22 protein-coding genes are annotated in these 21,976 nt (G+C 66.9%); 7 read left to right on the top strand and 15 right to left on the bottom strand.

What is annotated here, in order from left to right:
- Positions 1 to 2: 2 nt before the first annotated feature.
- Genes RSW2DRAFT_RS02505 through RSW2DRAFT_RS02495 form a run of 3 tightly spaced genes read right to left on the bottom strand, consistent with a single transcriptional unit; the run spans position 3 to position 3,288 of the window.
- Positions 3 to 1,250 (bottom strand): MFS transporter, encoded by a 1,248-nt coding sequence (locus RSW2DRAFT_RS02505; protein WP_008027733.1) that lies wholly within the window; start codon positions 1,248 to 1,250, stop codon positions 3 to 5.
- Positions 1,247 to 1,999, bottom strand: a complete 753-nt coding sequence (locus tag RSW2DRAFT_RS02500) for a DUF1365 domain-containing protein (RefSeq protein WP_008027731.1) — start codon at positions 1,997 to 1,999, stop codon at positions 1,247 to 1,249. The genes RSW2DRAFT_RS02505 and RSW2DRAFT_RS02500 overlap by 4 nt, the downstream gene beginning before the upstream one ends.
- On the bottom strand, positions 1,996 to 3,288 hold the full coding sequence (locus tag RSW2DRAFT_RS02495; protein WP_008027729.1) for an NAD(P)/FAD-dependent oxidoreductase: 1,293 nt from the start codon (positions 3,286 to 3,288) through the stop codon (positions 1,996 to 1,998). Before RSW2DRAFT_RS02495 ends, RSW2DRAFT_RS02500 begins: the two co-directional genes overlap by 4 nt.
- A 226-nt stretch (positions 3,289 to 3,514) precedes the next feature.
- Between RSW2DRAFT_RS02495 and RSW2DRAFT_RS02490 the strand changes: the two genes are divergently transcribed.
- Both RSW2DRAFT_RS02490 and RSW2DRAFT_RS02485 read left to right on the top strand, forming a co-directional pair.
- Positions 3,515 to 4,060 carry a sigma-70 family RNA polymerase sigma factor gene (locus tag RSW2DRAFT_RS02490; protein ID WP_008027727.1) on the top strand — a complete coding sequence of 182 codons (546 nt, stop codon included), beginning with the start codon at positions 3,515 to 3,517 and terminating at the stop codon, positions 4,058 to 4,060.
- 10 nt (positions 4,061 to 4,070) lie between these two features.
- Entirely contained in the window at positions 4,071 to 4,706 is a 636-nt protein-coding gene (locus RSW2DRAFT_RS02485; RefSeq protein ID WP_008027725.1) for a ChrR family anti-sigma-E factor, read from the top strand.
- On the opposite strand, the gene RSW2DRAFT_RS17065 is transcribed toward RSW2DRAFT_RS02485, so the two are convergent.
- The 10 genes from RSW2DRAFT_RS17065 to RSW2DRAFT_RS02435 form a co-directional block, all read right to left on the bottom strand.
- Positions 4,703 to 5,227 (bottom strand): HutD/Ves family protein, encoded by a 525-nt coding sequence (locus RSW2DRAFT_RS17065; RefSeq protein ID WP_008027724.1) that lies wholly within the window; start codon positions 5,225 to 5,227, stop codon positions 4,703 to 4,705. The genes RSW2DRAFT_RS02485 and RSW2DRAFT_RS17065 overlap by 4 nt on opposite strands.
- The gene (locus RSW2DRAFT_RS02475) at positions 5,224 to 6,381 is read right to left on the bottom strand and encodes a DNA recombination protein RmuC (protein ID WP_008027722.1); all 1,158 of its coding nucleotides are present in this window, start codon (positions 6,379 to 6,381) and stop codon (positions 5,224 to 5,226) included. The genes RSW2DRAFT_RS17065 and RSW2DRAFT_RS02475 overlap by 4 nt, the downstream gene beginning before the upstream one ends.
- Positions 6,378 to 8,195, bottom strand: a complete 1,818-nt coding sequence (mutL, locus tag RSW2DRAFT_RS02470) for a DNA mismatch repair endonuclease MutL (protein ID WP_008027720.1) — start codon at positions 8,193 to 8,195, stop codon at positions 6,378 to 6,380. Before mutL ends, RSW2DRAFT_RS02475 begins: the two co-directional genes overlap by 4 nt.
- Before the next feature lie 47 nt (positions 8,196 to 8,242).
- Positions 8,243 to 9,553, bottom strand: coding sequence for a M16 family metallopeptidase (locus tag RSW2DRAFT_RS02465; RefSeq protein WP_008027718.1), 1,311 nt, complete (start codon positions 9,551 to 9,553; stop codon positions 8,243 to 8,245).
- The gene (locus RSW2DRAFT_RS02460) at positions 9,550 to 10,893 is read right to left on the bottom strand and encodes a M16 family metallopeptidase (protein ID WP_008027716.1); all 1,344 of its coding nucleotides are present in this window, start codon (positions 10,891 to 10,893) and stop codon (positions 9,550 to 9,552) included. The genes RSW2DRAFT_RS02465 and RSW2DRAFT_RS02460 overlap by 4 nt, the downstream gene beginning before the upstream one ends.
- 83 nt (positions 10,894 to 10,976) lie before the next feature.
- Positions 10,977 to 11,501 (bottom strand): DUF3035 domain-containing protein, encoded by a 525-nt coding sequence (locus tag RSW2DRAFT_RS02455; protein WP_008027714.1) that lies wholly within the window; start codon positions 11,499 to 11,501, stop codon positions 10,977 to 10,979.
- 51 nt (positions 11,502 to 11,552) lie between these two features.
- Positions 11,553 to 12,047, bottom strand: a complete 495-nt coding sequence (gene lspA / locus RSW2DRAFT_RS02450) for a signal peptidase II (RefSeq protein ID WP_008027711.1) — start codon at positions 12,045 to 12,047, stop codon at positions 11,553 to 11,555.
- 1 nt (position 12,048) lies between these two features.
- Entirely contained in the window at positions 12,049 to 13,653 is a 1,605-nt protein-coding gene (gene purH / locus RSW2DRAFT_RS02445) for a bifunctional phosphoribosylaminoimidazolecarboxamide formyltransferase/IMP cyclohydrolase (protein WP_008027707.1), read from the bottom strand.
- 21 nt (positions 13,654 to 13,674) lie between these two features.
- A complete protein-coding gene (locus RSW2DRAFT_RS02440; protein ID WP_008027705.1) occupies positions 13,675 to 15,354 on the bottom strand; it encodes a heparinase II/III family protein in 1,680 nt (559 codons plus the stop codon).
- 169 nt (positions 15,355 to 15,523) lie between these two features.
- Positions 15,524 to 16,807 (bottom strand): RsmB/NOP family class I SAM-dependent RNA methyltransferase, encoded by a 1,284-nt coding sequence (locus tag RSW2DRAFT_RS02435; protein WP_008027702.1) that lies wholly within the window; start codon positions 16,805 to 16,807, stop codon positions 15,524 to 15,526.
- A 72-nt stretch (positions 16,808 to 16,879) separates the two neighbouring features.
- Between RSW2DRAFT_RS02435 and RSW2DRAFT_RS02430 the strand changes: the two genes are divergently transcribed.
- Entirely contained in the window at positions 16,880 to 17,050 is a 171-nt protein-coding gene (locus RSW2DRAFT_RS02430; RefSeq protein WP_008027699.1) for a DUF1674 domain-containing protein, read from the top strand.
- Positions 17,051 to 17,121: 71 nt separating this feature from the next.
- Here RSW2DRAFT_RS02430 and dapB read toward each other — a convergent pair whose 3' ends face one another.
- Positions 17,122 to 17,931, bottom strand: a complete 810-nt coding sequence (dapB, locus tag RSW2DRAFT_RS02425; RefSeq protein ID WP_008027697.1) for a 4-hydroxy-tetrahydrodipicolinate reductase — start codon at positions 17,929 to 17,931, stop codon at positions 17,122 to 17,124.
- 98 nt (positions 17,932 to 18,029) lie between these two features.
- Here dapB and rbfA point away from each other — a divergent pair, with 98 nt between their 5' ends.
- The 4 genes from rbfA (at position 18,030) to RSW2DRAFT_RS02405 (ending at position 20,781) form a co-directional block, all read left to right on the top strand.
- Entirely contained in the window at positions 18,030 to 18,446 is a 417-nt protein-coding gene (rbfA, locus tag RSW2DRAFT_RS02420; RefSeq protein WP_008027695.1) for a 30S ribosome-binding factor RbfA, read from the top strand.
- Positions 18,430 to 19,167 (top strand): phosphodiester glycosidase family protein, encoded by a 738-nt coding sequence (locus tag RSW2DRAFT_RS02415; protein ID WP_008027693.1) that lies wholly within the window; start codon positions 18,430 to 18,432, stop codon positions 19,165 to 19,167. Before rbfA ends, RSW2DRAFT_RS02415 begins: the two co-directional genes overlap by 17 nt.
- A gap of 51 nt (positions 19,168 to 19,218) precedes the next feature.
- A complete protein-coding gene (gene truB, locus RSW2DRAFT_RS02410; protein ID WP_008027691.1) occupies positions 19,219 to 20,124 on the top strand; it encodes a tRNA pseudouridine(55) synthase TruB in 906 nt (301 codons plus the stop codon).
- A 129-nt stretch (positions 20,125 to 20,253) separates the two neighbouring features.
- Positions 20,254 to 20,781, top strand: coding sequence for a DUF1643 domain-containing protein (locus tag RSW2DRAFT_RS02405; protein WP_008027687.1), 528 nt, complete (start codon positions 20,254 to 20,256; stop codon positions 20,779 to 20,781).
- Here the strand turns inward: RSW2DRAFT_RS02405 and RSW2DRAFT_RS17060 are convergent.
- The gene (locus RSW2DRAFT_RS17060) at positions 20,763 to 21,710 is read right to left on the bottom strand and encodes a calcium-binding protein (protein WP_232209635.1); all 948 of its coding nucleotides are present in this window, start codon (positions 21,708 to 21,710) and stop codon (positions 20,763 to 20,765) included. The two genes, RSW2DRAFT_RS02405 and RSW2DRAFT_RS17060, sit on opposite strands and share 19 nt — an antisense overlap.
- Positions 21,711 to 21,976 lie beyond the last annotated feature (266 nt).

Here is a 21,976-nt window from a genome sequence, read left to right as displayed (position 1 = left end):
GGTCAGACCTCGGGAACCGGGGTGGTGGCCAGCAACGCGATGGCCAGAAGTTTCAGGGCGCAGGGCAAGGCTGCGTAAAGCAGGCTGAGGGTCGAAAGGGCCTCGGCGGCATTGGTGGCGCCGGGAGTGAAACCCTGCGCTTGCAGGATCGGCAGCAGGGTGGCGGCGGCCAGCGCCAGCGACAGCTTCGAGACGAACGACCACAGGCCGAAGGCGGTGGCGGGTCCGGCCAATGGCACCTGTTGCGCCAGATGCCGGGCGAAGATCGCGGGCAGCAGGGTCATGTCGGCACCCAAAGCCGCCCCCGAGGCGACGCAGACCAGCGCGAAGGCGGCGGTATCCCCTGCGCCCAGCGGGATGGCAAAGCCGAAGGTGAGGACAGCCAGACCCATCCCCGCCAGCAGGATGCGCTTGGTCCCAAAGCGGGTGGCCAGTCGGCTCCAGATCGGGGCCGAGGCGGCGGCGGAAAGAAAGAACAGCAAAAGCAGCGGGCCAGCAGCGTTTGGCGCATCCAGGCGGCTTTCGACGTAGAACAGGAACAGCGTCGAGGTCACCGCTACCGGGGCCGCATTGACCAGCGCCAGCAGCAACAGGCGGCGCGCGGTGGAATCGCGCAGCACCACGGCGAAATTCGGGTGTGGCGCCGAAGCCCCAGCCCATTGCCGCCGCATCGCCCAGACCGCGACGACCGCCAGCAGGGCAAACCCAAGCGCGAAGGCGGCAAAAGGTTGGTCGGTCACCGACGCCAAAGCCACCGGTGCCACGGCGGCAACCGACACGCCAATCAGCCCGCCCGCCTCGCGCCAGCCTGCCAGCCGCAGGTGGCCGGAGGGGCCAAGCGTGGCGGCCTTGGCCACACCCTCGGCATAAAACGCGATGGTCAGGAAGGAAAACGCGGTGAAGAGAACCGCCAGCGTCAGCGCGAACCACAGCAGCGGCGCCACCGGCGGCGTCACCGCAAACAGCCCCAGCATCGCCAGCGCCATCAGCGCCGCGGCACCTGCCACCATGGCACCACGTTGCCGCCGCCCGATCTCGGCCAGCCAGCCCAAGGCGGGGTCTTGCACCACGTCGAACAGCCTCAGCCCGAACAGCACCGCCCCCAGCGCCGCCAGCCCGACGCCATACTCGTCAACGTAAACCTTCGGCGCGTGGATATAGATCGGCAACCCCGCCGCCGCGATCAGCGCCGCAAACAGCGACCAGGGCGCCAGCCCGAAACTGGCAGGCCGGGCCAGGGCGGCAGTCACCGGGAAACCTCGTCCACCGGCGGTTTCGGGCGGCGGCGGAACGGCGCGCGCTTCAGCGCCAGGATCACCGCCTGCCAGTGGATCAGCGCCAGCACCCGGCGCGACCCGAACGGCCGCCGCAGCGCCGCCCGCAGGATCGCCGCATTGGTCAGCGGCTGGCGCGGCCCGACCAGCGTGGCGATCAAGCCGCCGTCGCCGTTGGAATAATCAATGCGGATGTTGATGTGATCGGGCGCGATGTCGAAGCGGAATTCATAGCCGCCCGCCACCGGCTGGAACGGCGAGACATGCAGGATTTTCTGCGCCTGCACCACGTCCTGCGGGCCGATCACGCCCTGATCCTCGCGCAGGCACAGATAGGAATGGCGGTCACCGAAGGTGTTGGACACCTCGGCAATCACCACCCGCATATCGCCCGCGGCGTCATGGCACAGCCAGAAGGAAACCGGGTTGAACACATGCCCCAGCACCCGGGGTTGCGCCAGCAGCAGCACCCGCTCGCCCCCCGGCAGGCCTTGCGCCGCCAGCACTTCGCGCACCCATGCGACGCCACGGCCTTGCCCCGGCGCGCCGCCATGATCCACGTCCCAAAGCGAGGTCAGGTTGCCGCGGTTGCGCGAAAACAGGCTTGGCCCTTCGGCGGTTTCGGGGTCCAGCAGCACATAATCCACGCCATAGCTGAAGCGGTTGGTCACCGCCCCCTTGCGACCATGAAAGGTTTTTCCCGCGATATGTTCGACCCCGGTCATGCCGCCACCGCCAGCCTTGCGGCGCGCAGGCTGCCCACCACATCAACTGCACTGGCAAAGCCGTCCTCGTGGAAACCGTTGCGCATCCAGGCGCCGCAGAACCAGGTGCCGCGGGTGCCGTTCATCGCCCGCACCGCATCACGCCCGGCCTGTGCCGCCAGATCGTAAACCGGGTGGCGGAAGGTCACGGTGTCGTGGATCAGATCTTGCCGAATCGGCCGGTTCGAATTCAGCGTCACGAACAGCGGGTCATCCTGCGGGATCGGCTGCAGCGAGTTCATCCAGTAGGTCAGGTCGATCCGGTCGGGCCGCGGCCCTTTCGGTTCGGTATAGACCCAGCTTGACCAGACCTGCTTGCGCTTGGGCATCAGGCTGGTGTCGGCATGCAGCACCGCCTGATTGTCCTGATAGCGCAAGGGCTTCAGCGCCGCGACCTCGGCCGGCGAGGCATCGGACAACAGGTGCAGCGCGTCGTCGGAGTGGCAGGCGAACACCACCTCGTCAAAGCTTTCCCATTCGCCGCCCTCACCGCGCACCTGCACGCCGCCGGCATCCCGCCGCACCCCGCCAACTTTGGCCCCCAGCCGCAGCCCCACGCCCTGCCGCAGCAATTCGGCCTGCAACCGCCGCACATATTCGACCGAGCCGCCCTGCACGGTATACCACTGATGCTGCCCCGAGGCTTGCAGCAGCGCGTGGTTCTGGAAGAACTGCACCATCGCCTGCGCCGGGAAATCCATGATGCCCTGCACCGGGGTGGACCAGATCGCACCGGACAGGGGCAGGATATAGTAGTCGCGGAAATAACTGCCGGTGCCCAGTTCGCGCAGCAACTCGCCGATGGTAAGGCCGGGATTGTTGGCCACCTGCACCGCATGGGCATTGAAATGCGCGATGTCGCGCAGCATCCGCAGAAACCGCGGGTTCACGATGTTGCGGCGCTGCGCGAACACCGCGTTCAGGCTTTTCAGCGCATATTCCAGGGAACCGCCGTTGATCGAGGCGCCAAAGCTCATGTCGCTTTTGGTGGTCGGCACGCCCAGACGGTCGAACAGCGCCACCAGGTTCGGATAGTTCACCCGGTTGAACACGATGAAGCCGGTATCCACCGGCTGATCGCCGCGCTTGCCCGCGATCACGGTGCGGGCATGGCCGCCCAGGCGCTTCTCGGATTCGAACAGCGTCACCGCATGGTCATCGGCCAGCAGATGCGCCGCGGCCATGCCGGAAATGCCGCCCCCGATCACGGCAATACGGCGGCGGGCGGGATGGGACGTCTGAAAGGACATGGCACGGCTTTCCTTGGGTTTGCAGGTTTTACGACGGGTGCAGCGGGATGGATCAGTCTTGCGCTGCCGGGAAAATGCAAAGCGGGGTGATCCAACCCGACTTGGCCCGCGTAGAAATGCCATGATGCAAAACACTCTGTCCCCCACGTTTCAGGATGCACCCCGGTCCCCGGCAGTCTATGCTGGGGTGCCGGTATTGGTGCAGCATCGGAAGGAAGCAGGCCGGGTGAGCGAACCACAAGCCGAAACCGACTGGACGGCCCTGCTGGGCCAGGTGCGCGACACGCAAGACCGCGCCGCCTTTGCGCTGCTGTTCCGGCATTTCGCGCCGCGCATCAAGGGCTTTCTGATGAAATCCGGCGCCTCGGCGGCGCTGGCCGAGGAATGTGCGCAGGACGTGATGGCGACGGTCTGGCAGAAGGCGCATCTGTTTGACCCCGCGCGCGCCTCGGTGGCGACCTGGGTGTTCACCATCGCCCGCAACCGCCGGATCGACGCGCTTCGCAAATCGCGCCGCCCCGAGCCCGAAGACCTGCCCTGGGGCCCGGAGGCCGAGCCCGACCAGCAGGACGCGCTTGAAATGGCGCAGGAAACCGCCCGGCTGGGCGCCGCCTTGGCGCAACTGCCGGAAAAGCAGCGCGCCCTGATCGAGCGGGCCTATTTCGGGGATCTGTCGCACTCCGAGATTGCGCAGGAAACCGGCCTGCCCTTGGGCACCATCAAATCCCGTATCCGTCTGGCGCTGGACCGCTTGCGCCACCACATGAGCTGAGAGCATTGCCATGACGATGAACCACCATATCTCCGAACCGATGCTGATGGCCTATGCCGCCGGAACCCTGCCGGAGGCGTTCAACCTGGTGCTGGCGACGCATCTTTCCTTGTGCGACGACTGCCGCGCCCAACTGGCCGCCTGCGAGGCGGTGGGGGGCGCGCTGTTGCAGGATGCCGGGTCGGTGGCGATGGACGCTGGCAGTTTCGAAGCCTGCCTTGCCCGGCTGGCCCGGCCCACGCCCGCGCCGCGCTTGGCGGCCAAGGGGTTGTTCCCGGCGCCCTTGCGCGATTATGTCGGCGGCGATCTGTCGGCGGTGCAGTGGAAGCCCTTGGGCATGGGCGTGCGGCAGGCGATCCTGACCACCGACAAGCTGGCCACCGCGCGGCTGCTCTATATCCCCGCAGGCCATGGCGTGCCCGACCACGGCCACCGCGGCATCGAACTGACGCTGGTGCTGCAAGGCGCGTTTTCCGACAGCACCTCGCGCTTTGGTCCGGGCGATCTGGAGATTGCCAACGAGGATCTGGATCATACGCCGGTGGCCGAGGCCGGGATGGATTGCATCTGCCTTGCCGCCACCGACGCGCCGTTGCGCTTTTCCGGGCTGATCCCGCGGCTGGCGCAGCCGTTCCTGCGGATTTAAACCGCCAGCCGCACCGCGATCACCGGCCAGCGGCCCGTGACGGTGGCGGGGCCTTCGGTGAGGATCAGATCATGCCGCGCCATCGCCACGCCGTTCACCGCCACCGGCCCCAGCGCGAACAGGCACAAGGTGCCGCCCGCCGCCAGCTTTGAGCCGTCATGTTCCACCGTGACCTGCGGCTTGGGCAGGCGGCGTGCGGTCATCACGTTGAAATCGTCCGATTGCGCGCCAGCGGTGCCCACCGCCCGCACCGCCACATCGCCGGGAAACGCCACCGGCACCAAGGCCAGCGCCCGTAGCGCAATGCCCTCGCCAACCAGATCAAACCCCGGCCCCATGATCACGGTCAGATTGCGCTCGATGCCGGGGAAGATGGAAAACGGCCCGTCCTCGACCACCGCGGCCATCGACAGCCGGTAAAGCAAGCCCTGCGCATCCTCGACCCGCAGCAGTTCCACGGTCTTGCCACGGCCATTGGCCCAAGGCATCTCGCGGTAATCCGAAACGGTCAGATGCCTCATTCCGCCGCCTGCCCGCCGACCAAGGGCACCGCGACATCCGGCGCGAGTTCCTCGAAATCGAAGTTGTCCAGCCGCCGCGCCCGCCTTGCGGCCTTGTCGGACGACACCTTGATTTCCTCGATATCCTTCACCGCCAGCCCGAAGTGGCGATCCAGATTTTCCACCCGCAGCCCCAGCCGTTCGACATCCTTGTAAAGCTCGCCCAGCTCGCGCCGGATCGCCCCGGCCTGCTCGCGCATCCGCGCATCCTTCAGCACCGCGCGCATGGTGTTCAGCGTCGCCATGCAGGTGGTGGGCGACACGATCCAGACCTTCACCGCAAAACCCTCGCGCACCAGATCGGGGAAATTGCTGTGCAATTCGGCATAGACCGATTCCGAGGGCAGGAACATCAGCGCGCCATCCGCGGTTTCGCCGTCCAGAATATAGCGCTCGGCAATCGCCTTGATATGGGCGCGAACCGAGGTGCGGAAGGCCCGCGCGGCCTCCTGCAAGGCCTGCGGGGTGGTGGCGCGGCGCAGGGCCTCGTAAGCCTCCAGCGGGAATTTGGCGTCGATCACGATCGGCCCGGGCGGGTTGGGCAGATGCACCAGACAGTCGGCCCGCCGGCCGTTCGAAAGCGTGGCCTGCATGGTGTAGGCGTCGGCGGGCAAGGCCTTCAGCACAATGTCGTGCAACTGGATTTCGCCAAAGGCACCGCGGGTCTGCTTGTTGGAAAGAATATCCTGCAACGACAAGACGTTGCCGGACAGTTTTTCGATATTGGCCTGAGCCTTGTCAATGGTCTCCAGCCGCTGTTGCAGATCACCCAAGCTGCGCGCCGTGCGCATGCTGGTGCCGGTCAGGCTTTCGCCCATCGCCCGCTGCACCTCGGCCAGCCGCTGTTCCATCACCTGCAACATGGCGCTTTGGCTGACCGCCTGGGTTTCCGACACATGCTGCAAGCCGCCCGCCAGCCGTTCCTGCCCATCCGACAGCATCTGCACCCGCTGGCCCAGCCAGCCCAGTTCGCGCAGCATTGGCGCCGCCATCTGCCCCGAGCGCGCCGCTGCCCGTAAGATCAGCCCCAGCAGCACCAGCACCACCACTGCCCCCGCGATGCCCAGCACCCAGGGGTCGTTCCACGCATAATCCTGGCCCTGAATACGGATCATCGGCGGCCAAACAATCGCTCGATATCGGCCAGCTTGAGCTCGACATAGGTCGGGCGACCATGGTTGCACTGGCCGGAAAGCGGCGTCGCCTCCATCTCGCGCAGCAGCGCGTTCATCTCTTCGGCGCGCATCTGGCGGCCCGAGCGGACCGAGCCGTGACAGGCCATGCGCGACAGCACCGCATCCATCCGCGCCTGCACCCGCGTGCTGTCGCCAAGGTCTGCCAGATCGTCCAGAATGTCGCGCAGCAGCGCCTGCGCATCGACCCGGCCCAGAATGGCGGGGGTTTCGCGCACCGCCACGGCATTGCCGCCGAAGGGTTCGATCACCAGCCCGAGGGCGGCCAGATCGGCGGCGGCATCCAGCAGGCGGCTGGCATCGGCAGGGGAAAGGGAGACGATTTCCGGGATCAGCAGGGCTTGCGCGGCAATGCCGCTGCTGTCGCGCTGCGCTTTCAGCCGCTGATAGACCAGCCGTTCGTGCGCCGCATGCTGATCGACGATCACCATGCCGCTGGCGGTCTGGGCGATGATGTAATTCTCGTGCAGTTGCGCCTTGGCGGCCCCCAGCGGGCGAGGGGGCTCATCGCTCGCGGGCGCTTGCTCTTCGAAGCGGGCCTGCGGGGCTTCGGCAAACCCGGGCGCCTGCCAGTGCAACGCCTGCGCCAGCGTCGGCTGCGACGGGCGGTCCATCTGGTAGATGCGGGGTTCCGGGCGGAAGGCGGTCAGGGTTTCGCCCGCCACGGTGGTCGAGGCGCGATGCCCCGCCGCCGCCAAGGCCTGCCGCAGGCCCGACACCACCAGCCCGCGCACCAAGGCCGGTTCCCGAAACCGCACCTCGGCCTTGGCGGGGTGGACGTTCACATCCACCTGCTGCGGGTCGCATTGCAGGTTCAGCACCGCCGCAGGGTGCCGGTCGCGGCTAAGGACATCCATGTAACCCGCCCGCAGCGCGCCGAACAACTGCCGGTCCAGCACCGGGCGGCTGTTGACGAACAGGAACTGCGCCACCGACGAGCCGCGCGAATAGGTCGGCAGGGCGGCATAGCCCAACAGCCGCAACCCATCATGTGCCACGTCGATCCGCAGGGCGTTTTCGGCAAAATCGGCGCCCAGCACCCGGGCCACCCGGCCATGCAAGGCATCGAAGAAATCGCCCGGCTCGGGGTCGGCGCGGAACAACAGCCGCCCCTCGCCGCCCGACACATCGCGCAGGGTAAAGCCGACCTGCGGCTGTGCCAGCGCCAGCCGTTTCACCACATCGGCAATCGCCTGCATCTCGGCCCGGTCGGTGCGCATGAACTTCAGCCGCGCCGGGGTGGCAAAGAACAGATCGCGCAATTCGACCACCGTGCCGCGGGTCAGCGCCGCCGGACGCACCGCCGCCATCCGCCCGCCTTCGACCGACAGCGTGGCAGCCTCTGCCCCCGCCGCACGCGAGGTCAGGGTCAGGCGGCCCACGGCGCCAAGGCTGGGCAAAGCCTCGCCGCGAAAACCGAAGGAGTGGATGTTCAGAAGGTCAGAGCCGTCGATCTTCGACGTGGCGTGCCGCGACAGCGCCAGCGGCAGGTCGGCCGCCGTCATGCCACAGCCATCGTCGCTGACCCGGATCAGGGTCTTGCCGCCATCCGCCACGTCGATGCCGATGCGCAAGGCCCCGGCATCCAGCGCGTTTTCCACCAGTTCCTTTACCGCCGAGGCCGGACGTTCGACCACCTCGCCCGCCGCAATGCGGTTGATTGCGGCTTCGTCCAACTGCCGGATCACCGGCGGGTTGGCAGGGCGCGAGCGGCCTATGTTGTGGGCATCCAGCATCATGCCACCAGTTTTAGCATGGCCGCAGAGATTCGGCCACAGCTAGGCTAGTTTCCGGTAGCCACCCCGACCGGCTGCCCAACCACCACGAAATGCAGCGCCTCGGGCTTGAACAACCCCGCCACAACCCGCTTCACCTCGGCCAGCGTCACGGCGTTGATCTTGTCGTTGCGGGTGGCGGAATAGTCGATCGGCAGGCCCTGCATCTGCATGCCGACCAGGATGTTGGCAATCGGGCCGTTGCCGTCAAACCGCAACGGATAGGCGCCGGTCAGATAGGTCTTGGCATCGGCCAGTTCCGCCTCGGTCACGCCATTGGCGGCGACATCGGCCCATTGCTGGCGCACCAGATCAATCGCCTGTGCCACGGTGCTGTTGTCCGACGAAAACTGCCCCAGCACCAGTTCGGCCTGATCCATCGGCGCAAGGTAGGTGCCGACGCCATAGGTCAGCCCGCGCTTTTCGCGCAATTCGCTCATCAGCCGCGACGAGAAGCGGTCACCGCCCAGGATTTCATTGGCGATGAAGGCGGCAAAGAAATCCGGGTCGTCGCGCTTGATGCCCTGATGGCCGAACAGAACCACCGATTGCGGCACCGGGAAATCCTGCACGGTGACGCCACCGGCCAGTGCATAATCGGCGCGGGTGGGCAATGGTGCCCCGGTGGTCGGCAGATCGCCCAGCAGATGATCCAGCAGCGCGCCCAGTTGGGCGGCATCAATGTCACCCACCGCCGCCACATAGATGCGGTCGCGGGCCAGCGCGCCCTTGTGCGCCGCCAGAATGTCGTCGCGGGTCAGCGCGGTTACCGAGTCTTCAGTGCCATCGCCGGAACTGCCGTAGGGATGGGCACCGAAAGCCGCGGCGTTGAAAATGCGCCCGGCCATCGCCCCCGGATCCTTGGCATCGGCGCGGATGTTCGACAGCACCTGCCCGCGCACCCGGTCCAACGACGGCTGGTCGAAGCGCGGCGAAACTAGCGCCTGCCGCAACAGATCGACCGCCGCATCGCGGTTTTCGGTCAGGAAACGCGCCGAGACCGAGACCTGCTCTGGCCCGGCGCGAAAGCTCATCTCGGCGGCCAGCGCGTCGCGGGCGGCGGCGAAGGCTTGCGAGTCCATCTCGCCGGTGCCTTCCTCGATCAACGCCGTCATCAGGTTGACCGCCCCGCGCTTGCCGGGGGCATCCAGAGCAGTGCCGCCGCGAAAGCGAATTTCCAGCGCGGTGAAGGGGATGCCGGGCTCCTGCACCAGCCAGGCATGGATGCCGCCGGGGGAAACCACGTCCTGTATCGCGATCTCGGCCCGCAGCGGCAGGGCGAACAGCACGAAGGCCAGCGCCAGTTTCAGCATGTTCATTGCGCCGCCTCCTGCAACAGCCAGCTGGTCACCGCCTGCCGCCGATCCAGCACCTCGCGCGCAGCGGCCATCACATCCTCGGGCGTCACCGCCTGCAACACCGCAGGCCATTCCTGCACATCGGCCACGTTCAGCCCGGTGGTCAGCGCCTCGCCATAGCGCTGCGCCAGGCCCTGCACATCGTCGCGGGCATAGATTTCGGCCGCCTTCATCTGGGTCTTCAGCCGGGCAAAGGCGGCGGGGTCGATGCCGTCTTGCAGGAACTTTTCCAGCACCGCATCCATCGCCGCCTCGGCATCGGCCAGCGCCACGCCGGGCAGCGGCATCACCACCAGGCTGAAAGTGCCGGAATCCAGCGCCGTGCCATCGTAATAGGCCGAGGCATAGACCGCCTTCGGATCTTCGAACTGCAGCGCCTTGGCCAGCACCGAGGTGGTGCCCGCCCCGCCCAGCAATTCGGCCAGATAGGTCAACGCCGCCGCCTGCGCCTGCGCGCCGCTTTGCCGCCGTGGCGCCAGATAGCTGCGGGAAAGGTAGGGCTCCGACACCCGCGCATCGGCCATGCTCAGGCGGCGTTCGGCCAGTTGCGCAGGCTCGACGGGGCGGATGCGCGGGCCAAGGCCGGGGGTCGGCTGCAACACGCCATAATGCTTTTCCGCCAAGACCTTGACTGCGGCAGGCACCACGTCACCCGCCACCACCAGCACGGCGTTGTTGGGGGCGTAATAGGTCTGATAGAACGCCAGCGCATCGGTCTTGTTCAACGCCTCGATCTCGTGCCGCCAGCCGATGACCGGGATGCCGTAAGGGTGGTTCAGATACTGCGCCGCCCGCGCCTGTTCCTGCAACAGCGCGCCGGGATCGCTGTCGGTGCGCTGGCTGCGTTCTTCAAGGATCACGCCGCGTTCGGTGGCCACCAGATCATCGGTCAGCGCCAGATCGCGCATCCGGTCAGCCTCCAGCGTCATCATCAGGTCCAGCCGGTCGGCGGCGACGCGCTGGAAATAGGCGGTGTAATCCCAACTGGTGAAGGCGTTGTCGCTGCCGCCCTGCGCCTCGATGATGGCGGAAAACTCGCCCGGCTTCACATCGTCGGTGCCCTTGAACATCAGGTGTTCAAAGAAATGCGCGATGCCGGAATGGCCGGCCGGTTCATCCGCCGCCCCCACGCGATACCACACCATATGCACCACCACCGGGGCGCGGTGATCCTCGATCACCACCACCTGCATGCCGTTCTTCAGGGTGAAGTCGGTGACGGTATCTGCCTGCGCTGCAAGCGAAAACCCAAGGGATAAAGCAGCACCAAGGCACAGGCCGCGCAATTCATTCGGAAACATCTGTCACTCCGCTGGCGTCACATCCCATAGCTACCCACAGGGCTGCCGGGGTCAAGCCGGGTGACGCTTAAGTGAACGAAGGCTTACCTTGTCGCCTCGGGCGGGGCCGAGGGGTTGCCCACGCCTGCCCGACGCCAGCGCGCCAGTTCGGCATGCTGATCCAGCGACATCTTTTCGTAGGCGCGGAAATACACCGTCACATTGAACAACCGTTCCAGCAGGCGGCCGTCATGGCTGCGGCGCCATTCCAGGTCTTCGGCGGCCAGCGTCTGCCGAATCCCGGCCTCGACACCGTTGCGGCGGGCGTGGTTGACCAACGCCCCATCCGAGGCCGGAACCCCGCGCGACACCTGCGGATTGCCGCCCAGTGCCACAATGGCGTCGTCGAAGGGATTTGGGTCGGTGCGCGACACGCCGCCCACCTCCGGTGTTGGCAAGGCGGCAAGGTCTTCGGGCATTTCCAACGGCTTGGGCGGCAGAATCGAGAACTCGTCCGGTCCGTTGCCGGTGGAGCGCAGGTTCATCAGCAATGGCTCTTTCTTGCTGCAACCCGCCAGCACGAAAAGCGCTGCCGCCGTGATCAACAAGGCCCCTCTTGCTGCCCGCATACTTCGTCTCCCGAACCAATGCCTAGTCTTTAGCGCAAAGCTTGCGCGCCGTCACGGGGTCTTTCGCCGCCCCGACCGCGGCTTTGGCGACTCTGCGGTGAACAGCACCAGCCCCACCGCGCCAAGGAAAATCGCGATGTCGGCCACGTTGAAAGCATAAGGGTTTTCAATGCCACAGCAGGACATGTTCAGAAAATCCGCCACCGCGCCATAGGCCAGCCGATCGACCACATTGCCCAGCGCGCCACCGATCAAGAGCCCCGCCGAGGCCCGCGCCCACGGCCCATGCCCCTCGCGCGCGATCCAGCGCCAGACCCAGGCCGAGATGCCAAGCGCCAGCGCCACCAGCACCCAGCGCATCAGATCGCCGGTGCTGGAGCCAAGGCCGAAGTTCACACCGCGGTTCCAGGCCATGTGAAACGAAAGGTAAGGCGGCACCACGTCAATCTCGCCGCGTTCGGCCAGGTTCAGGCCCCAGACCACGGCGATCTTGCTGGCCTGATCCAGCAGAAACGTCAGCAGCGCGATGAGGGCCACCCGCCGCATGTCAGTGCCGGAAATGCCGCTGGCCGGTGAACACCATGGCCAGACCGGCCGCATCCGCTGCGGCAATCACCTCGTCGTCGCGCATCGACCCACCCGGCTGGATGATCGCCGTGGCACCCGCCGCCGCCGCCGCCAGCAAGCCATCGGCAAACGGGAAGAACGCGTCCGAAGCCACCACCGCGCCAAAGGTCAGCGGTTTTGCCAGCCCCAAAGCCTCGGCCATGTCTTCGGATTTGCGCGCGGCGATGCGGGTGCTATCGACCCGGCTCATCTGCCCGGCACCGACGCCGACCGTGGCGCCATCCTTCACATAGACGATGGCGTTGGATTTTACATGCTTGGCGACGTTCCAGGCAAACAGCAGGTCGGCAATCTCGGCAGGCGTCGGCGCGCGTTTGGTCACCACCTTCAGGTCGGCAGCAGAGATATGGCCGTTGTCACGGTCCTGCACCAGAAAGCCGCCCGCCACCTGCCGGAAGGTCAACCCGCCCGCCCGCGGATCGGGCAGACCCGCCGTGGTCAGCAGCCGCAGGTTCTTCTTTTTGGCAAAGATCGCCATGGCATCGGCATCGGCACCGGGGGCGATCACCACTTCGGTGAATATCTCGGCAATCTTTTCCGCCGTGGCGCCATCCAGCGGCATGTTCAACGCCACGATGCCACCAAACGCCGAGGTGCGGTCGCAGTCATAGGCTCGGCTGTAAGCCTCGGCCAGCGTCGCCCCGCGCGCCACACCGCAGGGGTTGGCGTGCTTGATGACGGCACAGGCCGGGCCCTGCGCCGGGTCGAACTCGGCCACCAGTTCGAAGGCCGCATCGGTGTCGTTGATGTTGTTGTAGGAAAGCTCCTTGCCCTGCCATTGCTTGGCGGTGGCCACGCCGGGGCGGTTGGAACCATCCAGATAGAACGCCGCCGCCTGATGCGGGTTTTCGCCATAGCGCAGGGTCTGCGCCAGCTTGCCGGCAAAGGCGCGGCGGCGCGGTGCCGGTTCGTTCAACGCCCCGGCCATCCAGGTCGAAACCGCCGCATCATAGGCCGCGGTGCGGGCATAGGCAGTCAGCGCCAGCTTCTGGCGGAACGCCAGCGAGGTGGCGCCATCGTTCTGCGCCAGTTCGGCCAACAGCGCCGCATAATCCTGCGGATCGGTGACGACGTTGACGAAACGGTGGTTCTTCGCCGCCGCCCGGATCATCGCCGGGCCGCCGATGTCGATATTCTCGATGCAATCGGCATAACTGCCGCCACGCGCCACCGTCGCTTCGAACGGGTAAAGGTTGACCACCAGCAGATCAATCGGCTCGATCCCGTGTGCGGCCATCGCCAGCAGATGCTCGTCATCATCGCGCAGCGCCAGCAAACCGCCATGCACCATCGGATGCAGGGTTTTCACCCGCCCATCCATCATCTCGGGGAAACCGGTGACTTCGGCCACATCGCGCACCTTCAGCCCGGCGGTGCGCAGGGTTTGCGCCGTGCCGCCGGTCGAGATCAGCTCGACCCCGCTTGCCGCCAGCGCCCGCGCCAGATCCAGCAGCCCCGACTTGTCGGACACCGACAGAAGTGCGCGGCCAACCGGCACCAGATTGGTATGTATGGGGTGGGTCATTCGGCAGTCCCTCCTAAATATTCAGGGGCGGGACGAGGTGTCATCCCGGTCAAGATCGCGGATTGCCAGTGGCGTATCCTGTGCCTTCGCCAAGGTCCAGCCGATCCGCACCTGAAAATCCTGCAACGAGCCCGCCAGGACAATCTGTTTTGTCGCACGCGGCTTCAGACGGCCCTTTTGCAGGTAAACCGAGGGCTCCAGCGTCAGTTTCGCCTGCCCGTCATGGCGGAACACCCAGATTTCGCCAGATTTCAGCGCCATCGACACCGCAGCGCCGCCCATGTCCAGCACGGCATCGGCATCTGGGTGCAAATGGAACCGCAGGGCATAGCCCACGCCTTTCAGCTTTGCCGCCAGATCGAACCGCTTCTGCTCGGCCGGGGTGTCGGCAAACAGCGCATCCGCCCCCACCAGCCGCCGCCCGGCAGGGTCCAGCGCCAGTTCTCGCCGGTGCCAAAGGCCGTGGGTGGCGACCCAGCCATCCTGCTCGGCCTCCAGCAGACTGCCCTCCGGCCCGGCCTCGTGCCGCAGGATCACCACGCCCGCCCGGTCGGCCAGCGCCTCGGCTTTCCACGCCCCCAGCCGCGACGAGGAATAGCCCTCCACCGCCAGTGTGGAATGTGAGGCCGTGGCGCGGCTGGCGCGTTGCCAATCCGCCCCGAACGGCGCACCGGCCCCGCAGGAAACCACCAACGGGCGGCGCCCCGAGGTCAGCTCGAACGCCAGGGTCGAGGCATGGGCCTGCGCCCCCGCCCGTCCGCCCGGAGGTGGGGCTGCATCCACAATCACCGTGCTGCGCCCGCCCGCCAGCCGGGCAAAGCCCATGGCCAAACCGTCCTGCCGCATGGTCCGCCCTGGGGCGTTGGCCAAAGCCTGATCCAACCGCCCCTCCATCCCGCGACCACCACCATGAAACCGCGCCAGCCCGCCATCGGCATGGCGCAAGGCGCGCAAGGTCGGGGCAATCCGCGCCATCGCCGCCAGATGCGCCGGCAACACCTGCTGCCCGGCCTCGGTCAACGCCTGTGCGGCCCAGGTCAGCAGGGTAAAAACCTCCAGCAGTTCCTCGGGGTTGCGGGTGGGAATACCGCCCTCGGCATCCACCTCGGCGTCGCAATCGCGGGCCAGCGCCGCCGCTGCCGGGCCGACATGCGCCTCCATCCCGGTCAGCGCCAGTCCGGCGTAGATCAACCCGGTCAGCGCCTCGATCCGCGGCAGACCGGGCGAGGCCGCCTGCCAGCGCCGCGACAGGAACAGGGTCTGATGCGACAGCGAGTGGTAAAACGCCAACGACGGCTCGCGCCCCTTGCCGCTAAGCAACAGCAGCGCGTGGTTGATCCAGCGGATCAGCCGCCGCCCGGTCAGATCCGGCGTCCAGCCCGGACCCCGGCCCTTGCCGTAGCGGGCGATCCAGTCCCAGGTCCAGTCTTGCGCCCGGGTGCGCGCCGCCCCGTCGCCCACCGCCGCCAGATCGTCCAGCCAGCCGAAACCCTGCACCTCGGCGGTAAAATCGGCACCGGGCATCGTCAGATCCCACAGCCGCAGCCCCGGCGCCTCGATCAACTGGCCGCCGAACAGAAAATTCCCGGCAATCAACTGCTTGCCACGGGCGAACAGGCCGATGCTGCGCGGTTCGGGCTGATAGACAAAGCCAGTGGCGGGCTGGGCATAGGCCGCACGCCGGGCGTGCAGACGATTCATCGCCTGCGTCCCCCATGCCGAAAACCGCATGTCCCGGATCACGCTGCCTGCCTTATCTGCCAAACTGCTGCTCGTCGCCCGCTTCCGGGTCGCTTTGGCCAGCATAACGCCAAGCCCCGCGCCTGTCACCGCCGCTTTCGTCGGATGGAATATTCCTGTGCGTCCGCGCTCACGCGGGAAGCCGCAGCCGCGCCATGAAGAACCCGTCCATGCCGCCACGCTCTGCCCAATAGTCGGGCCGCAGCCGCAAACCACCCGTTTCGGTGATCCATGCAGGCTCCACCCCCGGCAGATCAGGCCGCTCTACCACCAGCCCCGGATGCCGCGCCAGCGCGCCCGCCAGTTGCGCCTCGCCTTCATCCGGCAGCAACGAGCAGGTGCAGAACACCAGCCGCCCGCCGGGCTTCAGCCAGCCCAGCGCCCGGTCGATCAGCGCCGCCTGCAGGGCCAGCACCTGCGGCAGGTCGGAGCCGTCCTTGACAAAGGGCAGGTCAGGATGCCGCCGTATGGTGCCGGTGGCCGAACAGGGCGCATCCAGCAGGATGGCGTCAAACGCCGCCGCGGGTTGCCAGACCAGCGCATCCGCCGCCACCACTTCTGCAGCCAACCCGCAGCGGGCCAGGTTGTCGCGCAACCGCACCAACCGCGGGGCCGAGATGTCCAGCGCCAGCACCTGAGCCCCCGCCGCGGCCAGTTGCAGGGTCTTGCCACCGGGGGCCGCGCACAGGTCCAGCACCCGCTCGCCCGGGCGTGGTGCCAGCAGCCCCACCGCCAGCGCCGCCGCCGCGTCCTGCACCCACCATTGGCCTTCGGCAAAGCCCGGCAGGTTCGATACCTGCACTTGCGGCGGCAAACGCAGGCTGCCGGTCGGCAAGGCTTCGGCCCCCGGAATGGCCACTTCGGCCCCCGGCTTCACCGATATGTCGATCGGCGGTGCCAAAGCCTGCACCGCCTCCATCGCCGCCACCTGCTCGCGGCCATAGGTATCGACCAAGGGCTTGCGCAGCCAGAACGGCAGGCGCTGCGGCGGCAGACCGGCAAACGGCTCGGGCACCTCGGCCACCTTGCGCAGCACCGCATTCACCAGCCCGGCCATATGGGTGGTGCGCTTGCCCAGCCGCATCAGGCTGACCGCGGCATTCACCACCCCATGCGCCGCCGCGTGCTCCACCGCCAGTTCGACCACCGCCAGCCGCAGCGCAATCCGCACCGCTTCGGGCGGCTCCTTGCGCAGATGCGGCTTCAGCACCCGGTCGGCGGGTTCGATATGCCGAAGAACCGCCAAAGCCAGCCGCTGCGCCCGCGCCCGGTCGCTGGGCGAAAGCCCGGTCAGCGGCCCGGCGGGGTCGGCCAGCACCTGCCCCAGCATCGCGCCCTGCTCCAGCACTGCCTCCAGCAGCGCCAGTGCCGCCGCCCGCGCCGCCAGACCGCCGCTTTGCTTGTCGCCCGCCATCCCTCGCACCCCGCCCTGTTCCTTGCCCCAAGCCCGGTATATCATGCCGGGTGAAGCCACAAGGAAGCCGCCATGTCTGACGCCGCCGATCTGCCCCCCGCCGCCCAACGCGCCCTGGCCGAGGCCGAGGAACGCCGCAAGAAGGCACAAACTGCCCTGCCCCCCGAGCTTGGTGGCCGCAACGGCCCGGAACCGGTGCGCTATGGCGATTGGGAGAAGAAGGGCATCGCCATCGACTTCTGACCGGTCCCTCTTTGTTCCCTCACGGTCGCGCATCGTCAGCGAAGAGGCCTGACAGGGCCGATGAGCGCGCGCTACAGCCCCAACACATCCATCATGTCATAGGCGCCGGGCTTCTGCCCCTGCCCCCACAGCGCCGCCTTCAGCGCGCCGCGGGCAAAGATCGCCCGGTCGGTCGCCACATGCCGCAGCGCGATGCGCTCGCCATCGGCGGCAAAGATCACCTCATGCTCGCCCACGATATCGCCGCCGCGAATCGATGCAAAACCGATGTCGCCGCGCCGCCGCGCCCCGGTGATGCCGTCGCGCCCCGCATCGCGCACCGCGTCCAGATCCACCCCGCGCCCGTCCGCCGCCGCCTGCCCCAGCATCAGCGCGGTGCCCGAGGGCGCATCGACCTTGCGGCGGTGATGCGCCTCGACCACCTCGATATCCCAATCGGCATCCAGCGCCTGCGCCACCTTCTGCGTCAGCCGCACCAGCAGGTTCACGCCGAGGGACATGTTCCCCGCCCGCACGATCACCGCATGATGCGCCGCCCGGTTGATCGCCGCGATATCGCCCGCCTCCAACCCGGTGGTGCCGATTACATGCACGGCGCGGGCCTGCGCGCACAGCCCAGAAAAAGCCACCGTCGCCGCCGGGGCGGTGAAATCCAGCAAGGCCTGCGCCTTGGCCAAGGCCGCCAGCGGATCATCGGTCACCAAGACCCCCACCGCCGCCCCGCCCAGACACTCACCGATATCCCGGCCAATCCAGCCATGCCCCGGCCGTTCAAGACAACCAACCAGCCGCGCCTTGCCCGAACTCAGCACCGTGCGCACCAGCATCTGCCCCATCCGGCCCGACGCCCCGGCCACCACGATCCCCGGCAAATTGTCCATCCCGCGCCCCTTTGCGTGTTTCCCCCGCTTTAGCCGCTTCCTGCGCATGCTGCAAAGCCTGCCGTTGCGGGGGGCGGCAAAAACGCCTAAACGGGCGCATGGCACAGAACCGCTCCTCCTCCGGCCCGTCTCAACGGCAGCTTCGCGTCGGCGAACTGATCCGCCGCACGCTTTCCGATCTGCTGAACCGCGGCGAGATTCACGACCCCGAACTGAACCGCATGTCGATCACCGTCGGCGAAGTGCGGCTGTCGAATGATCTGAAGATCGCCACCGCCTATGTGATGCCGCTGGGTGGCGGAGATGTGGCCGCGGCCATTGCCGCGTTGAAGCGCAACAAATACGACCTGCGCCACCGCATCGGTCAGCAGATGACGCTGAAACACACCCCCGATCTGCGGTTCCTGCCCGACGAGACCTTTGACCGGATCGAGGAAACCCGCCGCCTGTTTGCCAACGAAGTGGTGCAGCGCGACATTGCCGCAAAGCCGGACGCGGATGACCCGCTGGCGTAGCGCCCTTCTGGCCGCCGCTCTGGCGCTGGCCCCGGCTGTGGCGCAGGCGGCCTGCCGCGACATGGAGCAGGATGGTGCCAGCTACACGGTTTGCGAGGTGCAGGCGGGCGCGGACCTGCGGCTGTTCCACACCGCAGCCGATGGTGCGATCTATGGCAGCTTTCTGAAGGTGAACGACTCCCTTGCGGCCTCCGGTCAGCAGTTGGGCTTTGCGATGAACGCCGGGATGTATCACTCGGATCGCAGCCCGGTGGGCCTGCTGATCGAGGAGGGCACGCAGCGCGGTCGGCTGATCACCGCCGCCGGGCCGGGCAATTTCGGCATGCGCCCCAATGGCGTGCTGTGCATCACCGAGCATTTTGCGGTGATCGAATCGCGCCACTTTGCCAAAAACCCGCCCGCCTGCCGCGAGGCCAGCCAATCCGGCCCGATGCTGGTGATCGACGGCGCGCTGCACCCGCGGTTCCTGCCGGATTCGGATTCGCGCTATATTCGCAACGGCGTGGGCGTCAGTGCCGATGGTGCCACGGCGGTGTTTGCAATCTCGAACCAGCCGGTGACCTTCCACGAATTCGCCCGGCTGTTCCGCGACGGGCTGAACCTGCCCAACGCGCTTTACTTCGACGGCAACATCTCGCGGCTTTATGCGCCGGAATTGGGCAGGCATGACGGGGGCCTGCCGATGGGGCCGATTGTCGGCACCGTGGTGCCCGCCGGTTGACGGCACCCCGCGGCTTCGCTAGCACCCGGGCTTCGCAACGGAAGGCAGATCATGGCGCGCAAACCCAAGGGACGGGCAATTTCGGGTTGGCTGGTGGTCGATAAACCCGCAGGCATCGGCTCGACCACGGTGGTCAACAAGGTGAAATGGGCCTTCAACGCCGCCAAGGCCGGGCATGCGGGCACCCTTGATCCGGCGGCGACCGGCGTGCTGGCGGTGGCTTTGGGCGAGGCCACCAAGACCGTGCCCTACATCACCGACGCGCTGAAATGCTACCGTTTCCGGGTGACGCTGGGGGCGGCCACCAACACCGATGACGCCGAGGGCGAGGTGATCGCCACCTCGGCGCTGCGCCCGACCGATGCGCAGATCATTGCGGCGCTGGCGCAGTTTCGCGGCGAGATCATGCAGATCCCGCCGCAGTTTTCGGCGGTGAAGATCGACGGCGAACGCGCCTATGCGCTGGCCCGCGATGGCGAGGAGTTTGATATCGCCGCGCGCGCCCTGTGGGTGGAAAGCCTGGAGATGACCGGCCGTCCCGATGCCGACCATGTCGATCTGGAAATGGTCTGCGGCAAGGGCGGTTACGTGCGTGCCATCGCCCGCGATCTGGGCGCCGCGCTGGGCTGCCTTGGCCATGTGGAGCATCTGCGCCGCACCTGGTCCGGCCCATTCGATGCCGAACAGGGTATCAGTTTGACAACGCTGGACGAATTGGCAAAGACCGAGGCGCTGGACGCCTGGCTTCTGCCGCTGGAAATCGGCCTTGCCGACCTGCCCGAACTGCCCGCCACCGCCGAAGGTGCCGCCCGGCTGCGCAACGGCAATCCCGGCATGGTGATGGCGTCCGACGCCGGATATGGCGACGAGGCCTGGGCCAGCTATCAGGGGCAGGCGGTGGCCGTCGGCACTTACAAGGCGGGTGAATTGCATCCCACCCGGGTGTTCAACCGCTGATCCGGGACCATGCGGCGGATGCCTCCGGCGGGGATATTTGCGTAGAGAAGAAACCCTGCCTTGCCCATTCTCCTTTGCTTAAATATCCCCGCCGGAGGCTCCTCCCTTTCAACCTGCAAGGCCCAAGGCATGATCACCCGCAGCCACCAGAAGGCCGATGCCGCCAGCGTCGCGGTGTATTCGCCCTGCGAGGCCTACCGCTATCTGCTGACAAGGGTGTGGAACCCGGCGGGGCCGAGGGTGCTGTTCGTGATGCTGAACCCCTCGACCGCGACCGAAGTGCAGAACGACCCGACAGTGGAACGCTGCGAGCGGCGGGCGCGGGCGCTGGGGTTCGGGGCGTTTCGGGTGACCAACATCTTCGCCTTTCGCGCCACCGACCCCAAGGTGATGCGGGCGCAGGCCGATCCGGTTGGCCCCGGCAATGACGCGGCGATTTGCGAAAGTGCAGTCTGGGCCGACAGCATCATCTGCGCCTGGGGCACCCATGGCGCGCATCTGGGCAGGGGTGCCGCGGTCGAGGCGCTGTTGCGCGCCATTGGACAGCCGCTGCACCACCTTGGCCTCAGCCAGGCGGGCCACCCCAAGCATCCGCTGTATATCGGTTACGACTGCCAGCCGCAGCTTTGGGTCCAGGCTCAGGCTGCCAGCAACTGAATCTCGGCCGCCGTCAGCCCGGCACCGCCTTGCACCACCGCCAGCGGCAAGCCATCCAGCAGCAGGGTCACATCGTCCGAACCTTCCAGCTGTTGCAGGGTAATCTGCGGATCGGGATGCGCTGCAGCGTCATAGACCACCACAAGGTCATCCTCGGCGGCGTTGTAATCCTGGATCTGCGCCGCGTCGCCCTGATCAAGCCAGTCGCCCAGACGGAACTCGTCATTCCCCTGACCGCCAGTGGCAACATCACCATTGCCGACGATCAGCTGATCATTGCCTTCGCCGCCGTTCAGGTAATCGACGTTGGCATCCACCTGCCCGGCCACATAGCCCAACAGCGTGTCATTGCCAAAATCGCCATCCAGCGTATCGCTGCCCTGACCGCCGGCCAGCACGTCGTCGTCAAAACCCGCCGTCAGCCAGTCGTCGCCGCCCCCGCCATCCAGCCTGTCATTGCCCGAGCCGCCCGACAGCGTGTCAGCCCCGGCATTGCCCGCCAACCGGTCGTTTCCGTCATGGCCAGAAAGCGAATCGGCACCAAAACCACCCAGCAGCCGGTCATTGCCGGCCTCGCCCTGCAAATCATCGGCACCCGTGCCACCTCGCACGAAGTCCCTGCCCTCGCCGGCGTGAACCTCATCCCTGCCCGAACCGCCCAGGATGCTGTCATCGCCGTCGCGCCCGCCAAGCTGGTCGTTGCCCGCCCCGCCCGAGACGGTATCATCGCCCGCATCGCCGGTCAGGATGTCGTTGCCGTCGCCGCCGTTCAGTTCCTGATCGTCAGAAACGGGATCGGGGCTTTCGCCATGAGCCGACGCCGTTTCAACCCAGTTCATCATGCCTGTCGAAGTGTCGGCGCTTTCCGCCGAATCCGCTGCGGCATCATCAGACTCGGCGTCACTTTCATCAGAGCCTTTGCTGCTCATGAAGGCATCCGCGATGGCACCCGCGAAAAGCGCACCGACCAATCCAAGCATCCCAAACACCACACAACCCTCCGAACCGACGCCAGCACCCCTGCCCAGCGTTAACCAATTCTCCGTTAACCTTTTGGGTTTACGAGGAAATACAAGAAACAACATGCCACAAGCCGAGGCGAAAAACCAGTGGGTGCAACACACGCAAAAGAAGAATCGTTATACAGGGTTAAACAAACCACAATTGTGCGGCTCACAGGTGGCCCGGCCCCTGT

Origin of the sequence: Rhodobacter ferrooxidans (genome assembly GCF_000176015.1) — a bacterium.
GTDB classification, from domain to species: domain Bacteria; phylum Pseudomonadota; class Alphaproteobacteria; order Rhodobacterales; family Rhodobacteraceae; genus Pseudorhodobacter_B; species Pseudorhodobacter_B ferrooxidans.
Note: the sequence above shows the minus strand (reverse complement) of the source record. Positions and strands in the feature narration are given on the sequence as shown.